At 48.6% G+C, this 15,360-nt stretch carries 19 protein-coding genes; 8 read left to right on the plus strand and 11 right to left on the minus strand.

Features of this window, described 5'->3' with window-relative positions; genetic code table 11:
- Positions 1–49 precede the first annotated feature (49 nt).
- On the plus strand, positions 50–685 hold the full coding sequence (locus AC50YG_RS18575; RefSeq protein WP_494828487.1) for a DUF1361 domain-containing protein: 636 nt from the start codon (positions 50–52) through the stop codon (positions 683–685).
- 67 nt (positions 686–752) lie between these two features.
- On the opposite strand, the gene AC50YG_RS18580 is transcribed toward AC50YG_RS18575, so the two are convergent.
- The 4 genes from AC50YG_RS18580 to AC50YG_RS18595 form a co-directional block, all read right to left on the minus strand.
- Complete coding sequence (locus tag AC50YG_RS18580) at positions 753–977, minus strand: hypothetical protein (RefSeq protein ID WP_494828489.1); 225 nt, start codon at positions 975–977, stop codon at positions 753–755.
- Complete coding sequence (locus AC50YG_RS18585; RefSeq protein ID WP_494828491.1) at positions 929–1,270, minus strand: sigma-70 RNA polymerase sigma factor region 4 domain-containing protein; 342 nt, start codon at positions 1,268–1,270, stop codon at positions 929–931. The genes AC50YG_RS18580 and AC50YG_RS18585 overlap by 49 nt, the downstream gene beginning before the upstream one ends.
- 119 nt (positions 1,271–1,389) lie before the next feature.
- On the minus strand, positions 1,390–2,103 hold the full coding sequence (locus AC50YG_RS18590) for a DUF3169 family protein (protein WP_494828493.1): 714 nt from the start codon (positions 2,101–2,103) through the stop codon (positions 1,390–1,392).
- Complete coding sequence (locus AC50YG_RS18595; protein WP_341280105.1) at positions 2,100–2,315, minus strand: helix-turn-helix transcriptional regulator; 216 nt, start codon at positions 2,313–2,315, stop codon at positions 2,100–2,102. Before AC50YG_RS18595 ends, AC50YG_RS18590 begins: the two co-directional genes overlap by 4 nt.
- Before the next feature lie 235 nt (positions 2,316–2,550).
- On the opposite strand from AC50YG_RS18595, the gene AC50YG_RS18600 reads away from it, so the two are divergent.
- Entirely contained in the window at positions 2,551–3,099 is a 549-nt protein-coding gene (locus AC50YG_RS18600; protein ID WP_494828498.1) for a helix-turn-helix transcriptional regulator, read from the plus strand.
- Complete coding sequence (locus AC50YG_RS18605) at positions 3,080–3,829, plus strand: CPBP family intramembrane glutamic endopeptidase (RefSeq protein ID WP_494828503.1); 750 nt, start codon at positions 3,080–3,082, stop codon at positions 3,827–3,829. Before AC50YG_RS18600 ends, AC50YG_RS18605 begins: the two co-directional genes overlap by 20 nt.
- Before the next feature lie 130 nt (positions 3,830–3,959).
- On the opposite strand, the gene AC50YG_RS18610 is transcribed toward AC50YG_RS18605, so the two are convergent.
- The 3 genes from AC50YG_RS18610 to AC50YG_RS18620 all read right to left on the minus strand — a co-directional run bounded on the left by AC50YG_RS18610 (position 3,960) and on the right by AC50YG_RS18620 (position 6,173).
- Positions 3,960–4,931 carry an ankyrin repeat domain-containing protein gene (locus AC50YG_RS18610; RefSeq protein ID WP_494828505.1) on the minus strand — a complete coding sequence of 324 codons (972 nt, stop codon included), beginning with the start codon at positions 4,929–4,931 and terminating at the stop codon, positions 3,960–3,962.
- A 300-nt stretch (positions 4,932–5,231) separates the two neighbouring features.
- Positions 5,232–5,597, minus strand: coding sequence for a DUF7667 family protein (locus AC50YG_RS18615; protein WP_494828507.1), 366 nt, complete (start codon positions 5,595–5,597; stop codon positions 5,232–5,234).
- 30 nt (positions 5,598–5,627) lie between these two features.
- Positions 5,628–6,173, minus strand: coding sequence for an MOSC domain-containing protein (locus AC50YG_RS18620; RefSeq protein ID WP_473755918.1), 546 nt, complete (start codon positions 6,171–6,173; stop codon positions 5,628–5,630).
- 450 nt (positions 6,174–6,623) lie between these two features.
- Between AC50YG_RS18620 and AC50YG_RS18625 the strand changes: the two genes are divergently transcribed.
- Positions 6,624–7,358: an MgtC/SapB family protein gene (locus AC50YG_RS18625; protein WP_341280109.1), complete on the plus strand. Its 735-nt coding sequence runs from the start codon at positions 6,624–6,626 to the stop codon at positions 7,356–7,358.
- Positions 7,359–7,746: 388 nt separating this feature from the next.
- Here AC50YG_RS18625 and AC50YG_RS18630 read toward each other — a convergent pair whose 3' ends face one another.
- The 4 genes from AC50YG_RS18630 to AC50YG_RS18645 form a co-directional block, all read right to left on the minus strand.
- A complete protein-coding gene (locus AC50YG_RS18630; protein WP_494828510.1) occupies positions 7,747–8,547 on the minus strand; it encodes a hypothetical protein in 801 nt (266 codons plus the stop codon).
- Positions 8,548–8,992: 445 nt separating this feature from the next.
- On the minus strand, positions 8,993–9,415 hold the full coding sequence (locus tag AC50YG_RS18635) for a DUF1284 domain-containing protein (protein WP_494828512.1): 423 nt from the start codon (positions 9,413–9,415) through the stop codon (positions 8,993–8,995).
- Between the two features lie 93 nt (positions 9,416–9,508).
- Complete coding sequence (locus tag AC50YG_RS18640; RefSeq protein WP_494828514.1) at positions 9,509–10,324, minus strand: GNAT family N-acetyltransferase; 816 nt, start codon at positions 10,322–10,324, stop codon at positions 9,509–9,511.
- Between the two features lie 28 nt (positions 10,325–10,352).
- A complete protein-coding gene (locus AC50YG_RS18645) occupies positions 10,353–11,234 on the minus strand; it encodes an NAD-dependent epimerase/dehydratase family protein (protein ID WP_494828516.1) in 882 nt (293 codons plus the stop codon).
- 121 nt (positions 11,235–11,355) lie between these two features.
- Between AC50YG_RS18645 and AC50YG_RS18650 the strand changes: the two genes are divergently transcribed.
- The 4 genes from AC50YG_RS18650 (at position 11,356) to AC50YG_RS18665 (ending at position 15,347) form a co-directional block, all read left to right on the plus strand.
- Positions 11,356–12,033, plus strand: coding sequence for a response regulator transcription factor (locus tag AC50YG_RS18650; protein ID WP_494828518.1), 678 nt, complete (start codon positions 11,356–11,358; stop codon positions 12,031–12,033).
- Positions 12,030–13,448 carry a sensor histidine kinase gene (locus AC50YG_RS18655; RefSeq protein ID WP_494828520.1) on the plus strand — a complete coding sequence of 473 codons (1,419 nt, stop codon included), beginning with the start codon at positions 12,030–12,032 and terminating at the stop codon, positions 13,446–13,448. The genes AC50YG_RS18650 and AC50YG_RS18655 overlap by 4 nt, the downstream gene beginning before the upstream one ends.
- 97 nt (positions 13,449–13,545) lie before the next feature.
- Entirely contained in the window at positions 13,546–14,670 is a 1,125-nt protein-coding gene (locus AC50YG_RS18660; protein WP_494828522.1) for an ABC transporter permease, read from the plus strand.
- On the plus strand, positions 14,667–15,347 hold the full coding sequence (locus AC50YG_RS18665) for an ABC transporter ATP-binding protein (RefSeq protein ID WP_473755927.1): 681 nt from the start codon (positions 14,667–14,669) through the stop codon (positions 15,345–15,347). The genes AC50YG_RS18660 and AC50YG_RS18665 overlap by 4 nt, the downstream gene beginning before the upstream one ends.
- The last annotated feature ends 13 nt before the right edge of the window (positions 15,348–15,360 follow it).

A 15,360-nucleotide genomic window follows, 5' to 3' on the forward strand; every position in this document is an offset into this window, starting at 1 on the left:
AGCTATTATTATTGCCGTCTTATTGGCGGCTACTATAGCAAGCCTCACTTTGGCAGATCACTTAAGAGCGGTGACAGGCCGCGAAATTTATTTGTTTTTGGATTGGGATGTGTTTCTGGCGTGGGTTCCACTGGGGCTTTCCTTAATCATTGAACTGGCAGCTTTTTATTTGAAGCAGAAGCATACAGCGGTGAAGACGCTGATTTTGCTGCCTCTCGGACTGGTATGGCTGCTCTTCTATCCAAACGCCGCTTATTTGATCACGGACCTGCTGCATCCCTTTATGCGGGTTCAAGCCGATGGGGGCGGGCATTTTGTCCGGACAATGGAATTTTGGCAGCATCTTTTTATTTTTCTGACGGCAGCTTCAGTCGGCGTGCTGCTAAGCGTCGTCTCGCTGTACTCGCTGCATCAGCTCGTCCGCCAAGCCTTTGGTGCTGTTACCGGCTGGCTGTTCACTGTTGTTGTTTTGCTGCTCAGCAGCTTCGGTATCTATATTGGCAGGTTTGTACGCTGGAACACTTGGGATGTATGGGCACGACCGCATGTCGTATTCGGCCAGCTCTATGAGATCGTAACGAATGCGAAGGCAGAAGTACTGCTTATCCCCTTCACCTTGTCGATCTTTGCCTTCACTTTGTTTTTCTACGTAGTGCTTTACGCCTTTACTTGGATGAGGCGGTAGTTATCCAGTGTCTGAGTGTTAGAGTGTCTGGGTTCCTAAATGCCTATAGCCCCCTATCCGATTTGGGCTAGGGGGCTCCTTGTCCTTCCTTGAAAAAAGCAAGCAGCTCCGCAGTCATGCTCTGCACAGCATCCTCTTGCGGCATGCGGATAAAGCGGCTGATTCGTATCATCTCCGGCTCAAAAAATCGGATCAGTGCAAGTGCCGCCTGCTCATCATTTTGCTGAACCAGCTCGAGCAGCCTCAGGAACTCAGCATCTGACATAGCTGCTTTAGCGTCTTTCGCTTCCATTTGTTCACCGCCTGCTGGCTCATGTTCAGTGTCTTGGCTACCTGCGCTTCCGTCTTGTCCTGCAAATACAGCTCACGAATGACGGTTCGGCCCAGCTTTGAAGGGAGCTCAGCAAGCAGCTGCTGCACTAATATTTTCTGCTCCATCTGGTCGGAATCGCTATCCGAACGGACGGGCTCATAAGTGAGCGAGCATTCATGCTTGCGCTGCTTTCTCGCTTGATACTGGATGCGCCAGCCGATGCGGTAGAGTTCTTTTTTATAAAAATCAATAGCCGTCCTCGCTTCATCCATCTGCTGAAACCTCCTCTATCGTTATAATCATCTCATTCGTTAGGATAATTATAACAATTATAGGGGTTTATTAGAGGACATCTAGCGGACACAAAGCGGACTGAAAGCGGACCCGCTTGCTACTGGTACTTCTGAGTCTCCTTGAAATATGCCAAATTGTTCGCAATAAACAAAACTAACAGGAGGAGGAACGGAAACAATTGAAAGCTGCTTAGAGCGGAATAGGCAAAGGTGACAAATACGAGCGCATACAGCGTATTATTAATCATGTTGAAGGCGCGATACGACGCTTTATACACAATGAATTTCTCCGCCTCATCCAGCTTGTCCATATAGGCCTGTTTTGCTCCAAAAGGGCGTCCGGTGTCAAAAACCCGCTTCGGAAAATTGCGGTTAAACACTTTAAACAGCAGCGATTGCAGCCGGATATGCGCCAGCACCAGTAATAGCGAAATAATTAAAAGGGCAAGTACAGCCTTGCCATGTATGTCCTCAATAATCATTTGTGAAAGCAGCGTCATGCTCCCAACGATCGCCGTATACGTGCCGAAGGTGTTCAGCATCATGCTGGAGCTGAGCAGCCTCTCCCCCTTATCCTTATCCTCCTCCTGGTTAAACCTCAGACAATACCTTACGCTGGCTGCCCAAGTGCCAATAGAAGCGAGCAGAAACAGCATATGGATGACATCAAGGCGAAAAAGGCCCACCGATATCCCCTCGAAATTCAGCTTCCCTGCATTCGACATTCCAAAATAACTTACTCCAAAACCTAATAATCCACCTATAACAATAACAAGCACCCACTGCAGCCTCTGCGATTTCCCCTTGCTCATTGAAGTTCCCCCTCATCATCCAATATAAAAATAAATTCCACAGGCTCCTTAAACAGCTTCGCCATCTTTAACGCCAAAACCACTGATGGTGAATAGTCGCCCCGTTCAATTAAGCTGATCGTTTGCCGAGAGACATCAATGGCTTCAGCCAGCTCCGACTGGCTCATTCGAAAACGAGCCCTTAATTCGCGAACCCGATTATCGAGCTTCATACGTCCACCTCCATGTGACTAATATACAGGATGCATGACATAATGTAAACTAAAGTTGTCAAAATAATAAATAAAACTTACAAATTATATGCCTCACAAGCATACGAGCCTGCTTTTTCACAAAAAAAGGATTGACGAATTTCCAAAACTAGGTATACTCATATATATATCAAATGGATATATCGAGTAGATACATTATGAATAAATTCAAATACCTGATTGGAAGTGAATCACAATGCTCGAAAACATAATATTGGGACTGTTGATGGAGCAGCCGATGAGCGGCTATGACATGAAGAAGACGATTGACCATTCCGTCGGCATTTTCTATCGGGCAAGCTTCGGAAGCTTGTATCCCGCCTTAAAGCGTCTGGAGACCAAGCGCTGGGTAAGCGTTTCGGCAGAGCTGGATAATAGCAAAAATAAAAAACTATACACGCTGCTGCCAGAAGGCAAGGCTACCTTTCTCGCATGGCTGGCGGAACCGATTCAGCTGTCGCGAAGCGAGCTGCTGCTGAAGGTTTTCTTTTTCGACTATTTGGATGAGGATACCCGCCAGCAGCGCCTTAGTGAATACCAGATGCGTTTAGGTCAGGAGATTGGCAGGCTGAAGGCTGTTGAAGGCATTGTTGCCGGGGAGCTACAGGAAGTACCAAATCCGGAAAACTACTATTACCGCGTATCCGTATTGTCCTATGGGCTCAACTATTTTCTAATGGAACAGAAATGGATTCAAGCGATTAAAGAGAGGAAGAATTTAAACAATGACCGCAACGAACACTAACCCCCTAAATAAACCCGCTTTTTCTGAAAAGAGACCTGTGCTCGCTATCCTTATCATCCAGCTGCTGCTGCTATTCGCCGTATCCGCTGCCGGGGCCTACGCCACCATTAAAGAACTGGATTATACAGCACCTGTGCTGCTATCGTTCATCCCTATTGCGCTTGCCTTAATCATCTACTTAACTTTGCGCAAAAAATGGGGCTTTGCCGGCTTTCGCCCGCTCTCTGCCATTCCGCAAGGCGGCTGGAAGTATTACCTTCCGCTCGTGGCTGTACTGATCGTTATCGGCACGAATGGGTTCAAGGCGCTTACGCCGGGCGAAATTTATTTTTTCATCTTTTTCACCTTGCTTGTCGGCTTTGTAGAGGAGACGGTTTACCGGGGCCTTATTCTGAACATCCTGCTGCGCAAATCGGCTTCGACCGCGGTCATCCTCTCCAGCCTGCTGTTCGGTGTCACGCATATTTTGAACGCTTTATCAGGGCAAAATGCGGTAGATACGACGATCCAAATTGCCTATTCCTTGGCGGTCGGCCTTTCCCTTGCGTTATTAATGGTGAAAAATCGCAACCTTGTGCCGCTGATTTTGTTCCATTTTGTCCATAACCTGATTCAGTTTATTGGCAATGAGCGTACCGCCATCGGCCCAGATCTGCTCATTATCGCGATCCTTGCGGCACATTGCGTTTGGGTAGGCATGAGCTTGAGACAAGGGAAAGCAACAGCATAACGCAGCACTTTTTGGTAAATCCAATTTTCTCCATGAGTTTGAAAAGCAAAGAGACTTCCATAAGCCTCAGCAGCTTAAACAGAAGTCTCTTTATTGATTTGCATGCAAGCGGATCGACTACGTTTCCGAGTTAGTCCGCAAGCACGAGCGGCTCATACTCACCGTCCAGTATGCGGTCGATGAATGCGCCCGGCTTTTTCCTCAGCTTCGCCCATGTCGCGTCAGGCAGCATCATCAGCTCCTTATGCTCCACATCGTAGCTGGCGAATTTCTTATGTGCAGGCACCCAGACGAACATGCCCAGCGGCGAATAATTGTCCATATCCACAAGTAAATTAAGCAGCTTGAGCCCCTGATATTCCAGTTCAGTGACGTCCAAGACCGAACCAAATTCAATATAGGATACCTGCTCACAATCCGGTATTTCAACCCGACTGCTCGTCTCTCCCAGATCGCGGATAATGGCGGCAGGAAGGCCCGCTTTTTTCAGTTGAGCCGCTCGGTTATCGAAATCATGCAGCTCCTTCGGCTCGTAAGAATAGATGAGTTCCATCACTTCTTTATGCTTATAGCGCTTCGCGTCCGTGTAAGCCCGCTCTCCATAGCTGTCTTTAATCGCCGGATTAGCACCCGCCTCCAGTAAATAACGAACGATCGGCAAATGCCCGATGCCAGCAGCCGCTTGCAGCGGCGTTCCGCCATATGGGCGTACCATATCCGGCTCATTAAAATTAACGGGAGCGCCTGCCTCCACCAGCATTTTAACCAAATCCAGACGTCCGCCCGCTGCTCCTCGCAAAGCAAGGCCGCCATGTAGAGCCACATCAATGCCGAGCGCCAGCAGCGCCTCTACCGCCTTAGCATTTCCCCAGCTGACAGCATGAGACAAGGCAGAGCTGCCCACATGAGACACCGCATTAATGTCCGCACCCTGCTCCAGCAAAAACTCGAATACTGGGCGCTTGCCCTGCTTTGAAGCCGTAACGATTGCTGGATTTTTTAAATCATTCAAATCCATGCCTTCGGAAATAAGCGTTTTGATTACTTCAATATTCCCGCTCTTGCAAGCTTGCACCATACGCTCTTCCCATTCCGTTTCCATCAAAACTCCCCCGCTTTCCCAAGCGTAAACGGCCGAAAGCCGTCCTCTGGCGACTAAGCTACCGTTTCGCAATGAAATATAGAGAATGGATGGAAAAATCATATCCTTTCCTATATTTCAAAAAAATTCATTGCTCCTCTCTCTATTTTACCCTTAATGGCTCCTGCAAGGATATATGGCTTTTCCATTCTTTGGAGGCAATGACCACGAACGTATTACGCAGCCAAAACAAAAAAATACCGCTCTTCCAGACGATCGCCCGGAGAAACGGTATTTTGCGCTGCTTATTGAATTTAGCATTTATTCCGCACCTGCCGTGCCGGATTTTTTCCGCTTGCCCGTCAGCTGGAACTGCTCGATTTCCTTGCATATTTCATGCTGCCAATTTACATCCTTGCTCATTGAAGCAAGCAGCGACATATTCGCCAAATAAGCGGCTTCGCTGACATAATTCACGTTGAGCTGCTGGCATTGCTCCAGCTCCGCGGCTTCGCTTGGCGAAAGCTGCCGTTTTTTGCTATGCAGCCACAGCTCTGCCATTCGCTGATGAAACGGGATTACCACTTGCGACCACCACCCTATACGAGCCAGCGTACCCTTTTTAGCCGCAAAATATGCTTTACACCCTTCTATTTTACGTCGCAGCTGCGCAAAAAGCTCCTCCATTGCAAGCCTTTCTTTTCACGTACATACACGTCAAACCTTAACGTTCATAACACGTACACTATCACCGGCTTTAATGCTGCCCTCGCGTTCAACGGAACAGACAATACCTCTGCGCTTGCGGGCGGCAGGAACGAATTTGCTGCGCAGCCCCGCTTGTCCGCTTGCCTCCTCAATCACCTTGCCAGGGGCGATGCACGGCAGATTTTCCCCTTCACAAATTAAGCCGGTACCACCTGGAAACAGCAGCCTCGTCCCAACCGGAAGCTCCGTCAGCTTGTCGATGCCGCTGATGAGCAGGTTAGCGCCTAACCACTCTGGCTTAATAAGCGGCAAACCCATAGCTTCCGCAATGAGCTCACACTCCTCAACTGATACAATGCTGATCTGCCTGCGATTTGCAATCATCGTACCGCGAGAATAAATTTTTTGCCTGGAGTCTGCCGGGCGAAGCAGCCCATAATGGCGGTCGCCCGGAATGCCGCCCAGCTCCACCTCAATGAATGGCACTTCGCAGGTTACGAAAGTCGCCTTCTCCTCTGCTAATAAAACCTGTTTAACCACAACACCCACACCCATACGCGCTCCCCTTTTTAACAAATAGTATTTATAAGTTTCGCTTGAATTAATCCCCGTATCGGATCATTAACAGTCCGGCATTATAAAGGAGTAGATTCTATGGTTTTTTTGATCAAATAAATCACTATAACGTTTTTATAATTCATTTTTCCGTCTCTTTATTTCATTTTTTTGCGACATTGTACTGCGCGGGGATGCTCTTTCTGCTAAACTAGTCTTAGGTATAGCGCTTTCATTCTACTTGCTTTGCGAAATTTCCAGCTATTGACGTAACGTTCATTCGATCGTATTATCGTTGATAAACCGCAGCAGTGTTGACGGCATTATTATTTGCATAAGATGGGGAGGAAGCGTACTTGCGTCTAGATTTTCATTTTAGCTTGGAAAATAAACCTGATTCGATTACTCGGCTGCAGCCGCTGACGCCACTCTTCGGGAAAGGAGATTAACATGACGAATGCCGTTTCTTCCGTGTGGGAAATCAGCTATTATGAGCTGACCATTCGCCTGCTGCTCGCAGTCGTGCTTGGCGGACTCGTCGGTCTTGAGCGCGAATTCGGCGGCCACTCCGCAGGCTTCCGCACACATATTCTCGTATCTCTAGGCTCTTCTACCGTCGTTTTGCTATCCATGTACGGATTCGCGGCATTCGCGAATGAGCCTCGTGTTACTCTCGATCCGGCAAGGCTAGCCGCACAGGTTATTAGCGGCATCGGCTTTCTGGGAGCCGGTACGATTCTCCGCAAGGGCACTGGCATTTCGGGTCTGACAACGGCGGCTTCCTTGTGGGTTGTAGCAGCCATCGGTCTATCGGTTGGAGCTGGATTTTATGTGGCAGCAGCTATCTCTACTACATTGGCGGTGATATCTTTGTTTGTATTCAACAAACTGGAAAAAACATTTTCACGAACAAAACGCATTCATGAAATTAGATTCAAGCTGGCGAAGCACACTTCCGGCTTGCAGGACATAGTAGCTACTTTCCATGAACACGGCATGAAAATTCATAAGCTGACCATATTAGATGATGACGATGATTCATCTGAGCAAATGGGTGGCTCGAAGACGATGAATGTCATTATTCAGGTGAAATTCAAAGGAACAAGCCTTTTCAGCGACCTAACGCTGATGATGGCCTCCATGGATGGCGTTAGGGGCATGGAAATTAGCGGAGAACCGCTTTAATTATAGTGCACAGGCGTGTTAGGAACCGAACTTAAACTTAATATCATTACAAATATTAACATTTATTAAAAAATAAGCAATCCCGAGTAGTTAGCCTCTTGGGATTGCTTATTTTTTATTTTGCCCTCATCGTTCTAATTACAGTAATTATTGACAGCAGGAGCACAGGAATGAGTACAGCTACAGCCTTATTAGCACCATCCAACAGTAGCCAAGTACTAATACCTAACAATAGGATCAAAACTGCTAAAATCCAATAACCCGTATGTGTAATTTTACTTTTTGATTTTTTTCTTATTATAACTGTGATCAAAAGAAATATAACAACATAAAATAAAAGGAACCCATAAATTAGAATATTGCCCAATATCATATAGCCCGCAACTTTCTAGTTAGACGTAGATTCAAAGTAAGGGAGCGGGAGCCAATGTAAGTTCAATGTCACTCCTCTTCCCTTATTATTATGTGACATCGAATTTGCAATCATAAATGATCCTACAGCCACAATTGTAGCTGCTGCAGAGGCAGAGAGACCTGCTGGCGGATTTACAACTGCAATAGCTCCACCAACAACTGCTACTAAGACCCACACCTGACCAGATTGATTTAGTTGATAAACTTGATCAATTGTTTCTTGATTATTAAAAGTTACAGCCACTCCCCACCAATAGAGATTAGCAAAAACATACTTTTGTGCACCTTCGATACTTTTTTGAGGAAATGAAAGGCTTGTAGAGTTTGCATTAGTATTTTGAAGTAGCTTTTTGCTTGCAGCTTGCTTAAAACTATCAATGTTGCTAGAAGGTTGAGCTACCTCAATATTGGCTACCGGTTCACCATTTTCGATTTTCAGTAACTTTTGATCAATAGCATCGTTAACACTATCAACAGCTCTAGAGTACGATTGATACACCTCACTACTATACAATGGTTCTGCTGCTGGATCAATGTAATATAGATTGTCTTCACCAAGTTTAATATATTTTGTAATTGTTTCACCAGCTTGTACAATTTCTTCTGTTAACTCGCTACTTTCCACCTTTAAAATGTGGGATTGGTTAGATGCAACCTTTACATCTAACTGTTTTACAGTTTTAGGGACGTCCGCAGCAAAAGCAGCGGATGGAACAATGCTCCCACATAGCATTGCAAAAGAAGAGAGTGTTACGATTGTTTTCTTGAATCTCATAGTACAACTCCTTTTACTTTTATAGGAATTAAATTTACCACATAAATTATTTAAAATGTATAATTTACCAAAATTAATATGTATCTTTTGTGAACGTCTGTAAGTAAACCCTCTTTCATAAAGAGCAATTATTTGCACTTTAAGCTAGGATCATTATTACAGTTACGCCTCAATATTCATATAAAAAGAAACACGCCCGCTTTTGCAATTGGCAAATAGCAGGCGCACAGGATTAACATATTTCAAAATCCTCAAATCATCTTCTATTATAGTTTGACTGACCTAACCTTAAAGCTCACCCCGATTAGATTGCGTGAACCATATTAATCTCCACCGGTAATATACAACTAAATAAAACATGTACTTGGTAGTTCTAGCGGCGCCTTCCTCACCCTTATTGGTTTTTTGGTTACTAGCTCAATTCTCAGCCCCCATTTTAACCCACCTAGCTTGGCAGCACCCTTAGCTCCCGAGATTCGCGGATATGGCCGATACCCTCCTGGCACATGCCGTAGGGCTGCCATGGGCAGTCCGAGCATAGGCGGTTAATGTCGCCAGGCACAATGCGGCTTGCGACGGACTCGCATACATCGGACCATTTTGCCACACTGCCTATCGTTAATCCGACTTCCTGCAAAATGGCTTTGTCCTTCTGATAGACGCTCTTATTCTGGCAATGGGACGGCTTATCCGCCGGGAACGCCTTGCAGATATCGTCAGGACCATCAATGATTTCAATGATGGTATCAGGCTGCTGGCGCAGCTGCTCATATACGGCTGTCATATTGACGCAGAAGCCCTCCGAGTAGCCCTTGCCCCGATAACCGAGCAGACAAAATAAATGATGGCCTCGCAAACGAATGTTCATGATGCTACTCCCACTCTCCGATTAAATGTTAACCAAATTATATCACAAAGGTTAACATACTTGCGAGCAATGATAGGCGAGTTAATGAACGTATTAGGAGAAGCGATATTCAGAAATTTGCCCGCTAGGGATATAGCCGATATTGCGATACGCTTTGTTTGCGGCTGAGTTTTGAACATCCGCATACAGCATCGGCTCTAAACCACCTTCCACAATAATGGCGCTTACCTCTGCAACCACAGCGCTGGCAAATCCGCGATTTCTCGCATCCAGCGCCGTATAAACCGCATTAATTCTAGCATGCCTTGCTGTACGATGAGCTATCGCTGCCATGGATACAATTCTCTCCGCCTCAACCCACACATATAATTCGCCCGATTCCACCATTTCCGCGGCAGCCGGAATTTGGCTTGCTACCTCCACCTGCTGACCATATGCTTCTTGCGTAAAGGCAGCGATGTAGCCCGCCACCGTCTTAATATCTTCCTGTCCCGCTTTTCTTATGGCCCCCGCTATACCTGTAGGCTGCCGTACGACTGGACACCGATAGGCCTCAAGCTTTATATGCAGGCGATGGCTCTGCCCTGTTAATGGCGGATACACTCTGGCGAAAAGTCCGGCCAGCTCTGGGGTGCCCGATATCCCCGTTACCTCAATGCCTTCTCTATACAGCTGCCCCGCCAGATTTCGAGCTATTCCCTCACGAACCGCGTCGGACAGCTCTGGCGCCATCCACAACCAGCCGCTATTGCTGGGCGTTTTTGCAAAAATCATTGTATCATCCGCCGTCTTCCAGCAGAGCTTCGTTTCCGAATCACAAATGCGGTAAATGATATTATAGGCGACCTCATCGGCAAGGAAAGAACCCTTATTCAGCACCGAATCATCGCATTCAAACCTTTCCAGCATCAGCCTCTCTCCTCTTTATAAAATCGCTTTATTGCTTCGTTTTTGCCAGCTCGCCGATCAATTCTGGCAGCCAATCTTTTATGTGCTTAAATGCAAATCCTGCCGTTTCCGCCTTACTTGTATCCATATACCAAGAAACAGGTACGCCAAACGGCGATTGATGCTCTTCGGATGCTTCTTCAACAATTTTTGCATTTTTACCCACAATTCCTTCAATAATCGACATCATTTGATTCAAGCTAATTCTCCCTTGAGAGCAAGCATTAATTGGCCCTGTAAGATCAGATTTTCCAAGCCATTCGAGGAATTCAGCTGCTTCATCCGAGTGAATGAACGATAGCTCCGCCTCAGGAGCAGGCATGGAAATCGCCACTTCTTTTTGCACATGTTCAACATGAAAGTGCAGCCGGCGGGTGTAATCATCCGGGCCAAGCACAAACGGAATGCGCACAGCTGCTGTTGGAAACGGCGCTTCCTGCATAAAAACCGCCTCAACAAGCCGTTTTCCGTCGGCGTAACTGAGGGAGGAGAAGGTATCCGGCTCGGGCAGCTCGCAAGTATAAGGATCAAAAACCTGCTCCATTAGCGGTTCCTCACCAAATGGATATACGCTCATAGAAGAAGTGACGATGTATTTGCCCGTACGCCCACTAAATAGGCAAGTGGCCTCCCGCGCCTCCTTAGGCGAGAAGCAAATGTTGTCGTAGATGACGTCGAAGCTTGCCCCGCCAAGCGCATTAGCTAGTGCGGCCGCGTCGGTTCGGTCGACACATATGCGTTTTACCGCGTCGCCAAAAGGGTCAAGCTTAATGCCGCGAGTAACGATCGTCACTTCCGCCTGCTGATTAATAAGACGCTGCACAAGCTTTTTTCCGAAAAACCGCGTTCCTCCCAGAATCAATACCTTCACCTATCAGCACCTCCAACACTTTGAATTTTCGTATAGTTCCTGTATTGTATCATTATCGCAAATACTACAGTTAGAAATATAAGGAAATTCTAATTCATTCACTCTATTTTAGGAGGCTGCTATGAAAACCCTGCTTGTAGTCGATGATGATCCCCATATCCGCACGCTGCTGAGGCACTTTATGACGAAAGAAGGCTATCGCGTCGTTGAGGCAAAAGAGGGAGAGGATGCCGTACATAAGCTGAAGGAGCATCCGATTGATCTTGCGATATTAGATGTCATGATGCCGCGGATGGATGGACTAGAGCTTTGCGGGTATATTCGGACGAATTACGATATCCCGATTATTTTGCTGACGGCGCGGGAGCAGTTGACGGATAAGGAGCAGGGCTATTTGCGCGGCACTGACGATTATGTCACCAAGCCATTTGAACCAGAGGAGCTGCTGTTTCGCATCAAGGCGCTATTTCGCCGTTATTCTATTTCCTCCAGCGACAAAATCCAGCTCGGCCGCCTTACCATCGACCGTAAAAACTATGAGATTGCCGATGGAGATGCGATGCTTCTGCTGCCGCTTAAGGAGTTTGAGCTGCTGGCGCAGCTTGCCGAATACCCGGGACGGCTGTTTTCACGCGAGGAGCTCATTCGGCTCGTATGGGCAGCGGATTATGAAGGAGATGAACGAACGGTGGATGTGCATATTAAACGGCTGCGGCAGCGTTTTGCTGCATATGATCAAGACTTCCGCATTACGACAGTGCGGGGAATCGGCTACAAAATCGAGCTGGCAGCGCCATGAAGTCGCTCTACTCTAGAGTTTTTCTAGTAGCTATGGCAGCCATTATTGGCAGCAGCTTTCTCGGTTTTCTGGTGTCTAATCTTTATTATCATAATAAGCTCAAGCCTTATAACGATGCCAAGCTGACCCGCATTGCCCTGCAAATGCAGCAGTTCGCCGAAGCCCAGCCGGAGCTGGCCACTGCTTATCTCGCCAATGCGGCCGAGCTCGGCTATGAAATATTGCTGACGGATGATCAAGGCACCGAGCGTTACTTCGGACGAGCTTTTCGGGAAAAAGAGCTGGCGGATGACGTGCTGCGCACCGTACTCGCTGGTGGGCAATACCATGGCATCGCGGAGTTTCCCAATCAGCTGTTTATTACCGGCTTTTTCGACAACACGCTCAGCAATACGGTGGGCGTTCCGCTGCAATTGGAAGACAAACGGTATGCACTGTTCATACGCCCGGATGTCATTTTGCAATTTGGCGAGCTGCGCAGCTTCTTTGCGATGATTGGGCTGCTGACGGTTGCCTTCAGCCTGCTCTGCTTCCTGCTCAGCACCCGCTATTTGGTGAAGCCCGTCACGAGGCTGACAGAAGCAACGCAGCGGATCGCTCAGGGAAACTACGCCCTGTCGCTGAATACGAAGCGGCGGGATGAAATCGGGCAGCTCGCTGCCCATTTTATGACAATGAGCCACGAGCTTGAGCGGGTAGAGCAAGCACGGCAGGAGTTTATCGCCAACGTCTCGCATGAAATCCAGTCGCCGCTCACCTCCATTCAAGGCTTTGCGCACGCCTTGGCGGAGAAAGAATTGCCCACCGGTGAGCGTACCCATTATGCCGCTATTATTGGCGAGGAAAGCCGCCGCCTAGCGGCACTCACCAAGGAGCTGCTGCTGCTGTCATCGCTGGACCAAGCTGCGGAGGCGCTTCAGCGTAAGCCCTTCAATCTGCGCACTCAGCTGCGGCAGGTTGCACAAGTGATGGAATGGCAGCTGACAGAGAAGGGAATTGCACTCAAAATCGCTGTCCCTAGCTCTCTAATGCTTGATGGCGATGAAATGCTGCTGTATCAGGTATGGATGAATCTGCTGTCCAATGCCGCTAAATACATCCCATCAGGAAGGGCGATTGAGGTGGAAGCCAAGCTGGAGCGAGGCCGCTGTGTCATTCGGGTCACCGATACGGGAGATGGCATCAGCAAGGAGCAGCTGCCGTTTCTGTTTGATCGCTTCTACCGCGCCGATCGGGCCAGAGAACGGGGAACCGAGGGTAGCTCTCACCCAAACAACCGTCCAGGCGACTCCGTCGGCTCAGGACTAGGGCTCGCCATTACCCAAAAAATCGTCCACCTGCATAACGGGACGATTGAGGCAGCCAGCGAGCCCGGTCAAGGGACGACCTTCACCGTGACGCTTCCACAGCCCTAACGGATCGCTTTTGTTCTTCCGCATTTGTAATTTGCCGTTCATACGCCGTTCATTTTCACTTTTTACACTTGTGGCATCACAAGTAGGAGGAATGAGAATGTATTTGGCCCTTAGAGAAATGCGTTTTGCCAAAACCCGTTATTTGCTCATTATGGCGATTATGCTGCTCGTTTCCTTTCTGGTCCTGTTCGTAACCGGACTTGCGGGTGGACTCGCTTATGCGAATGCCTCCGCTGTTGAAAATATGCCCGCCACCCATTTCCTTATGCAGCAGGATGCGAGTCAACGCTTCGCCCGCTCTATCGTTGGGGAGAAGGAGCTTAACAAAGCCCGTTCGGTCGTTGGCGACGCGAATGCCCAGCGGCTTGGCGTGCAGATGACGACGGTAACAGGCGGAACGGACGGAATGAAAACAGATATTACGTTATTCGGCGTGGACATGAGCAGCTGGCTCGCTCCGACTGTCGTCTCCGGCTCAGCCGTCTCCAATACGGGGGCTGGCGAGGTTATCGTAGACCGCAAGCTGGCGGAGGAAGGCATAACCGTCGGCAGCTTGCTGCATGACCAAACGACAGGACTCACGTGGACCGTTAGCGGCTTTACGGAAAATCAGTCGTTCAGCCATACGCCTGCCGTATTTATGAACCTAAGCGACTGGCAGCAGTTGAAGCAGCAAATGGCCGGCCGCGCAGCAGTTGATCCCGCATTCGCCGCCCCATTCAATGCCATAGCCATACAAGCAACGGATACAGAAGCAGAGCTGCTTTCACAGCAGCTTGAAGATGCGGTGATTATTACGCAAAAGCAAGCGGTAGCCAGCATTCCCGGCTACAAAGAAGAGCAAGGCTCACTAATGATGATGATCAGCTTCCTGTTTGTCATCTCCGCTTTTGTACTCGCCGTTTTCTTCTACGTCATCACCATTCAGAAGACGAGCCAATTCGGCATTCTCAAAGCGATTGGCACCCAGACATTCTATTTAGCGCGCAGCGTTGTGGCTCAAGCGCTCGTACTTGCTGCTGCCAGCTTAGCCGTAAGCTGCCTGCTGGTTGCGGTCATGGAGGCGGCGCTGCCCGCTTCGATGCCGTTTCAGTTATCGCCGGCAACGACCTTGTATACTTGCCTGCTTTTTATCGCCATGTCGCTGCTTGGCTCGCTGATTTCCGTCATTCAAGTGGCGCGAACTGACGCGCTAGAAGCAATAGGGAGGACAGCAGGATGACAACGACAAAGCTTATGCTGAATGAAATTACGCGGGTTTATCATGATGGCGATACCCAGCTGACCGTGCTGGATAAGCTTTCGCTTGAAGTAAAAGCAGGGGAGCTCGTCGCGGTAATGGGGCCTTCCGGCTCTGGCAAAAGCACCTTTCTATCGATCGCAGGAGCGCTACTGACGCCAACGAGCGGCGAAGTGCTCATCGACGGCGAATCGCTTGCCGGCAAAAACGGGCAGCAGCTCAGCAAGCTGCGGCTGCATAACATCGGCTTTATTTTTCAAAGCGCTAATCTTCTTCCCTATTTGAAGGTAGAGGAGCAGCTGATGCTCGTCGCCAAGCTGGCTGATAGGGATAAGCGGGCCGCTCAGGCTCGCTCGGCCATGCTGCTGGAGCGCCTGGGCCTGCTGCATCGCCGTTCAGCCTATCCGAATCAGCTGTCTGGCGGGGAAAAACAGCGCGTTGCCATTGCCCGAGCCTGGATGAATGACCCGGCCATTTTGTTTGCCGATGAGCCGACGGCGAGCCTGGATGCAAACCGAGGTCAGGAGGTTGTGGCGATGCTCGCCCGCGAGGTGAAAACGGAGGGCAAAGCCGCTGTTATGGTTACGCATGATGAGCGTGTACTGCATGTATGCGACCGCATTTTACATCTGAAAAATGGCGTATTAGTCAGCGCTTAAGCACCGACATAAC

It is taken from the genome of Paenibacillus sp. J31R34, from assembly GCF_059383715.1.

What these genes read in the sequence shown, in the direction of transcription:
- AC50YG_RS18605 (WP_494828503.1), top strand. Translation starts at nt 3,080, where the DNA reads ATGACCGCAACGAACACTAACCCCCTAAATAAACCCGCTTTTTCTGAA.
- AC50YG_RS18620 (WP_473755918.1), bottom strand. Translation starts at nt 6,173, where the DNA reads ATGGGTGTGGGTGTTGTGGTTAAACAGGTTTTATTAGCAGAGGAGAAG.
- AC50YG_RS18600 (WP_494828498.1), top strand. Translation starts at nt 2,551, where the DNA reads ATGCTCGAAAACATAATATTGGGACTGTTGATGGAGCAGCCGATGAGC.
- AC50YG_RS18655 (WP_494828520.1), top strand. Translation starts at nt 12,030, where the DNA reads ATGAAGTCGCTCTACTCTAGAGTTTTTCTAGTAGCTATGGCAGCCATT.
- AC50YG_RS18595 (WP_341280105.1), bottom strand. Translation starts at nt 2,315, where the DNA reads ATGAAGCTCGATAATCGGGTTCGCGAATTAAGGGCTCGTTTTCGAATG.
- AC50YG_RS18590 (WP_494828493.1), bottom strand. Translation starts at nt 2,103, where the DNA reads ATGAGCAAGGGGAAATCGCAGAGGCTGCAGTGGGTGCTTGTTATTGTT.
- AC50YG_RS18665 (WP_473755927.1), top strand. Translation starts at nt 14,667, where the DNA reads ATGACAACGACAAAGCTTATGCTGAATGAAATTACGCGGGTTTATCAT.
- AC50YG_RS18615 (WP_494828507.1), bottom strand. Translation starts at nt 5,597, where the DNA reads ATGGAGGAGCTTTTTGCGCAGCTGCGACGTAAAATAGAAGGGTGTAAA.
- AC50YG_RS18585 (WP_494828491.1), bottom strand. Translation starts at nt 1,270, where the DNA reads ATGGATGAAGCGAGGACGGCTATTGATTTTTATAAAAAAGAACTCTAC.
- AC50YG_RS18610 (WP_494828505.1), bottom strand. Translation starts at nt 4,931, where the DNA reads ATGGAAACGGAATGGGAAGAGCGTATGGTGCAAGCTTGCAAGAGCGGG.
- AC50YG_RS18630 (WP_494828510.1), bottom strand. Translation starts at nt 8,547, where the DNA reads ATGAGATTCAAGAAAACAATCGTAACACTCTCTTCTTTTGCAATGCTA.
- AC50YG_RS18650 (WP_494828518.1), top strand. Translation starts at nt 11,356, where the DNA reads ATGAAAACCCTGCTTGTAGTCGATGATGATCCCCATATCCGCACGCTG.
- AC50YG_RS18625 (WP_341280109.1), top strand. Translation starts at nt 6,624, where the DNA reads ATGACGAATGCCGTTTCTTCCGTGTGGGAAATCAGCTATTATGAGCTG.
- AC50YG_RS18640 (WP_494828514.1), bottom strand. Translation starts at nt 10,324, where the DNA reads ATGCTGGAAAGGTTTGAATGCGATGATTCGGTGCTGAATAAGGGTTCT.
- AC50YG_RS18635 (WP_494828512.1), bottom strand. Translation starts at nt 9,415, where the DNA reads ATGAACATTCGTTTGCGAGGCCATCATTTATTTTGTCTGCTCGGTTAT.
- AC50YG_RS18660 (WP_494828522.1), top strand. Translation starts at nt 13,546, where the DNA reads ATGTATTTGGCCCTTAGAGAAATGCGTTTTGCCAAAACCCGTTATTTG.
- AC50YG_RS18580 (WP_494828489.1), bottom strand. Translation starts at nt 977, where the DNA reads ATGGAAGCGAAAGACGCTAAAGCAGCTATGTCAGATGCTGAGTTCCTG.